4 protein-coding genes and 1 pseudogene are annotated in these 4902 nt (G+C 29.3%); all 5 read right to left on the bottom strand.

The window, feature by feature from the left end; all coding sequences use genetic code 11:
- Positions 1-184: 184 nt before the first annotated feature.
- Positions 185-1432 carry a TolC family protein gene (locus ACMOUI_RS03905; RefSeq protein WP_418964431.1) on the bottom strand — a complete coding sequence of 416 codons (1248 nt, stop codon included), beginning with the start codon at positions 1430-1432 and terminating at the stop codon, positions 185-187.
- Between the two features lie 16 nt (positions 1433-1448).
- Entirely contained in the window at positions 1449-2573 is a 1125-nt protein-coding gene (locus ACMOUI_RS03910; protein ID WP_418964432.1) for an ABC transporter permease, read from the bottom strand.
- Positions 2566-3390, bottom strand: a complete 825-nt coding sequence (locus tag ACMOUI_RS03915; protein ID WP_418964433.1) for an ABC transporter ATP-binding protein — start codon at positions 3388-3390, stop codon at positions 2566-2568. The genes ACMOUI_RS03910 and ACMOUI_RS03915 overlap by 8 nt, the downstream gene beginning before the upstream one ends.
- Positions 3387-4499 (bottom strand): HlyD family secretion protein, encoded by a 1113-nt coding sequence (locus tag ACMOUI_RS03920; protein ID WP_418964434.1) that lies wholly within the window; start codon positions 4497-4499, stop codon positions 3387-3389. The genes ACMOUI_RS03915 and ACMOUI_RS03920 overlap by 4 nt, the downstream gene beginning before the upstream one ends.
- A gap of 135 nt (positions 4500-4634) precedes the next feature.
- Positions 4635-4902, bottom strand: a pseudogene (locus ACMOUI_RS03925) (hypothetical protein); the annotation flags it as partial.

The following is a 4902-nucleotide window of genomic DNA, read 5'->3' on the forward strand; positions in this document are numbered from 1 at the left end:
AATACTCACCATACAACTACTAGATTTCATAATTTAATTTTTTATTGAATAAAAAATAACAGCTCACAAAATTAATGTGAGCTGCTTTTCTTTTCCCGTCATAATGTTATATAATATAAAATACATACTAAATCCTTCAATCTTTTATCTAGAATAACAACATTTCCAAATTTTTCAGTATTTTTTATATTAAAAGTGATCTATATCTCTCTAAAGAGTTATATAAAGTCAGTCTTATATTTTCATACTTTACTTTAGACGTTGTTAAAACCTCTTGCGAAATAAGAAAATCTAAAATAGATATCATCCCTTTTTGAAATCTAATTTTATCTTTTTTATAGTTTTCTTCAGCTTCCTCTAAAGCTTTAAAATATACTCTTTCAAGCTTTGTAAACTTAACCATATCCAAATAAGCTGATTTAATGTTTACTCTTATATTGTTGTGTATAAGTTTCTCTTGAGTCCTTGTTTTTTCAACTGTCAAATGTGCAGCCTCATAGTTATCATAATCCTTACCAAATTGAAAAATATTCCAATTTACTACTATTCCCCCTCCCCAAGAGTTGTCTGTCTTATGATTTTCTGTAACATACTCCTTTCCTATAAAACCTCTCACATGTGGCAATAACTCAGATTTTGCTAACATCTTTTCAATATCTGCCTCATCTATATTCAGTTTTGCAAAATTTGCAGCTATTCCATCTGCTAATGCCCGTTCTAAATCTCTATTATAATCTATATTTTTCAATATATTTTCATCTATATAGAAATTTTCTACCACTATCTCCTCCGAACTTGAAAGGTTTAACTTTTGTTTTAAAGTTAAAAGACCAATCTCTATCTGATTATTTATATCTAAAATAGAGGCTTCCATATCTAAGAGCTGATATTCTGCTTTAAGTATATCAGCCTTTGTTGTCTTTCCTATTTTCTCTTTCTCTCTTTCATAATCAAGGGCTTCCTTCAATTGCTCTTTTGAAACTCTATAGGCATCTAAGCTATTTTGAGCAGATAAAATACCAGTATATATTGAGATAACTTCCAATCTAATATCTCTAATCTCTTTTAATAGAGCCAATGCTGCTTTTCTCTCCTCCACCTTAGCTTTTTTTATTTTCGCTGTTATAGCCCCTCCCTGAAATATAGGTTGGGATATCCCTATGAAATTTACATATCCACTTTTTGCTGTTTGTATGGGAGTATTTTCTAAAAAAGCTCCATCACTCTTTAAATATCCACCTGCAAAAAAAAGGTTTGGTAAGGCTGTTTTAAATGCTGAACTTAGCTCTTTTTCTGATATATTTAAGTTTTTTCTTGAGATATTAGTCTCCTCTCCCTGTTTTATAGCCATTTCAATAGCCTTATCAATAGGTATAGCTTTTGCAAAAAGTGAGATACATGTAATAAACATAATTAAAATTTTTAATTTCATAATTTTCCGCCCCCTACTAATCCAGTGTTTTCTTGAATTTCTTTATTGAAACTATGATTATAACAATTATTAATACCATAAGTGCTGCTATTGGTTGAAGTAACTCCTTCACTCCTACCCCTTTTAATATTATTCCTCTTAAAATCTCATTAAAATATGTAAGTGGTATAAAGCAACTTACAAAATATATAATTTTTGGCATTGCTTCCCTTGGAAACACAAATCCTGATAGAATAACGCTGGGTAAAAGATAGGCTAAAGACAGATGCATAGCTTCAAGTTGGGTATTGGATATAGTGGATATAAATATTCCAATAGCTAAAGATGAAGTTAGAAATATAGTTCCTAAAACTATCAACAGAGTTAAGCTTCCCTTTATATCTACTCCAAAGATTATTTTTCCTAGAATCAAGGTCATATCCAACTCAAAGAACGCTATAAAAACATATGGTATTATCTTTCCAATCACAAGCTCCAATGGAGTTATAGGTGTCATTATTAACTGCTCCATAGTTCCTTTTTCCTTCTCTCTAACTATTGAAAAAGCAGTTAGCATTATAGTAATATTTTGTAAAATTAACCCAATTATTCCTGGAATATTAAATTTACTACTTTCCAATGTAGGATTATATAGAAGTAGATTATAAGGTTTTATTTTTTGAGATAGTTCATTTTCAGCCAAATTTTCCTTAGATAACTCCTGAGAGTAGTGATTTACAATAAGAGAGGAGTAAGCTGCTGCTGTTTTTGCTATATATGGATCAGATCCATCTATTAGAAATTGAACGTCTGAAGTTTCTCCTCTCCTCAATCTCGTAGTAAAATAATCTGGTATAATAACTCCAATCTTAGTTCTACCATAATCTAAACTTCGCTCTACTGCATCTGGAGTATCCACGTACTCATATACTTTTAAATATGTTGAATTATTAAATTTATTTATAAGTTCTCTACTCTCAACTGTTTTGCCTCCATCATATACAGATAACTTCAGATTATCTACATCTGAACTAACAGCAAATCCAAATAATAGAAGTAAAAAAATAGGTAATATCAATGCTATTACAAGACTTGCTCTATCTCTTTTTATGTGTATTATCTCTTTCTTAGCGATTGTGAGAGTTCTATCTATATTAATCATAATGTTCCTCCTTAGAGTTCCCCTTTAACTGATCAAATGAAGATATAACCTCTCTATGTGAAAGTTCTTTTACATAGATGATAAATACATCCTCTAAATTGTCAGTATTATATCTTTTATATAGATTTTTTGGTGTGTCTATTGTCACTAATTTACCTTCAAATATAAATCCTATTATATCACATACAGATGCCTCATCCATATAGTGTGTAGTTGCCAAAACCGTTATATCTCCACTCTTTATAAGATCTTTTATCGTTGCCCAAAACTCTCTTCTAGCAACTGGATCAACCCCTGCTGTTGGCTCATCTAATATAAGTAACTCAGGTTTATGTATTATTGCACAACCCAATGCTAAACGCTGCTTCCATCCTCCAGATAGATTTTTAGATAGAACTCCCCTCTTTTCATTTAGATTTAACATGACTATAATCTCCTCTATTCTATCTTTTAATCTGTCTTTAGAGATCGAGTATATCTCTCCATAAAAAGTAAGATTCTCTTCAATTGTTAAATCCTCATAGAGACTAAATTTTTGAGACATATATCCTATTCTTGCTTTTATTTTTTCTGGATTACTTTTTAAATCATATCCCAACACTTTTCCCTCTCCTGAAGTTGGAGTAAGTACTCCACAAATCATTCTAATTGTTGTTGATTTTCCACTTCCATTTGGTCCTAGAAATCCAAATATTACACCTTTTGGTATTGAAAAGCTTAAATTGTCCACAGCCACATATTTTTCAAATTTTTTAGTCAATCCTTTTATCTCTATAGCATACTCTTTTCTTTTACTTTCTGTAGTTTCTATGTTCATAAGCCTAAGTCCACCCCCACAAGCATCCCACTTTTTAATTTGTCATCATTATTTAAAATCTTTATCTTCACTTCATATACAAGTTTTAATCTATCTTTCTTGGTAACTATATTCATAGGTGTAAACTCAGAATCTGAAGCTACATACACTATTTTTCCATCATACTTCTTATCTATAAAATCGCTTTGAACAATAACTTTTTGACCTAACTTTATTAAGGGAACTATCTTTTCAGGGACATATATTTTTGTCCAAAGATTATTTGTATCCAACAATGTTACAACTGACATTCCTGGTCCAACCACTTCTCCCACTTTAAAGTTTACACTTTCTACTAAACCATCAATTGGACATATCAATTTACCTCTATCAACATATACTTTAGCCAATTCCAAATTTTTTATAGATGACCCTATTTTTAGCTTATCTGACTCTATATCTCTTTTTGAAAATCCGTTTATCATATATCTCAAATTTTCTTCAGCTGATTTTTTTTGTGCCTCATATCCAAGTAGTGCTTCTTTTCCATTTTCCAAACTATTTTGTGCATTTATAAATTGATTTTGTGCATTTTCATAGTTTAATCTTGCTGTATCAAAATTATATTGACTTTCAAATTTTTTATTAAAAAGTTCTTTTGTATCATTGTAAATTTTTCTTTTATTTTCTAAATTTGAAATTGCAAATTTAGAGTTACTTGTCAATGTAGCAATATTTTTCTTAGCCTGTTCTACCTGTGTTTCCAACTGTTTTACTACCTCTTTTTGAGCAGCAATCTGTTCCTCTCTAGTCCCATCTAAAGTCTTTTGTAATTGATTTTTGGAAGTCTCTAAATTTATCTCACTATTTTCCATTTTTAATCTATTCTCTTCTCCATCTATCTTTACAAGTTGCTCCCCTTTTTTAACCAGATATCCATCATCTATATATAATACCTCTATTTTTCCTGAAACCTCTGGTGATACATTTATCTTATCAACCTCTAAAACTCCATAATATACTCTTTCCTCTCTTATACTTATAATATAATCCACTATAAAATATGTAATTAATAGTATTACAACTCCAAAACCAACATACTTTAAATTAACTTTTTTAAATTTTTCCATTGAAGCCACCTCACATCTTTAAAGTTACTTTACTCTGATTTACGAAGTATATATCACTTTCCTTTAATGTTTTTATAAAAAAAAGGAACCCTTATAGTTCCTAGTTTTTCTACATATTATTTTGTTATTTTATTTTTATTTTACTAAATATTTTTTTCTATAATCATCATATATACTTTTAAATATTTCTATTTCACTTTCATTGTATCCATAATTTATAAAGCTATCTATGACATCATAGTTTAGTTCATCCATATAGCATATAGATCTCTCATTTAATATATTCACTATCTTTCTATATTTTGAGTATATCTTTGTTACCTTTTCTCCTTTTAATAGGTTAGTTTTTAAATCCCAAGACATAACTCCCTCTAAAAAATTATTGTATCTTTTTAAAATTTCA

It is taken from the genome of Cetobacterium sp. (genome assembly GCF_048470075.1).
GTDB lineage: Bacteria > Fusobacteriota > Fusobacteriia > Fusobacteriales > Fusobacteriaceae > Cetobacterium_A.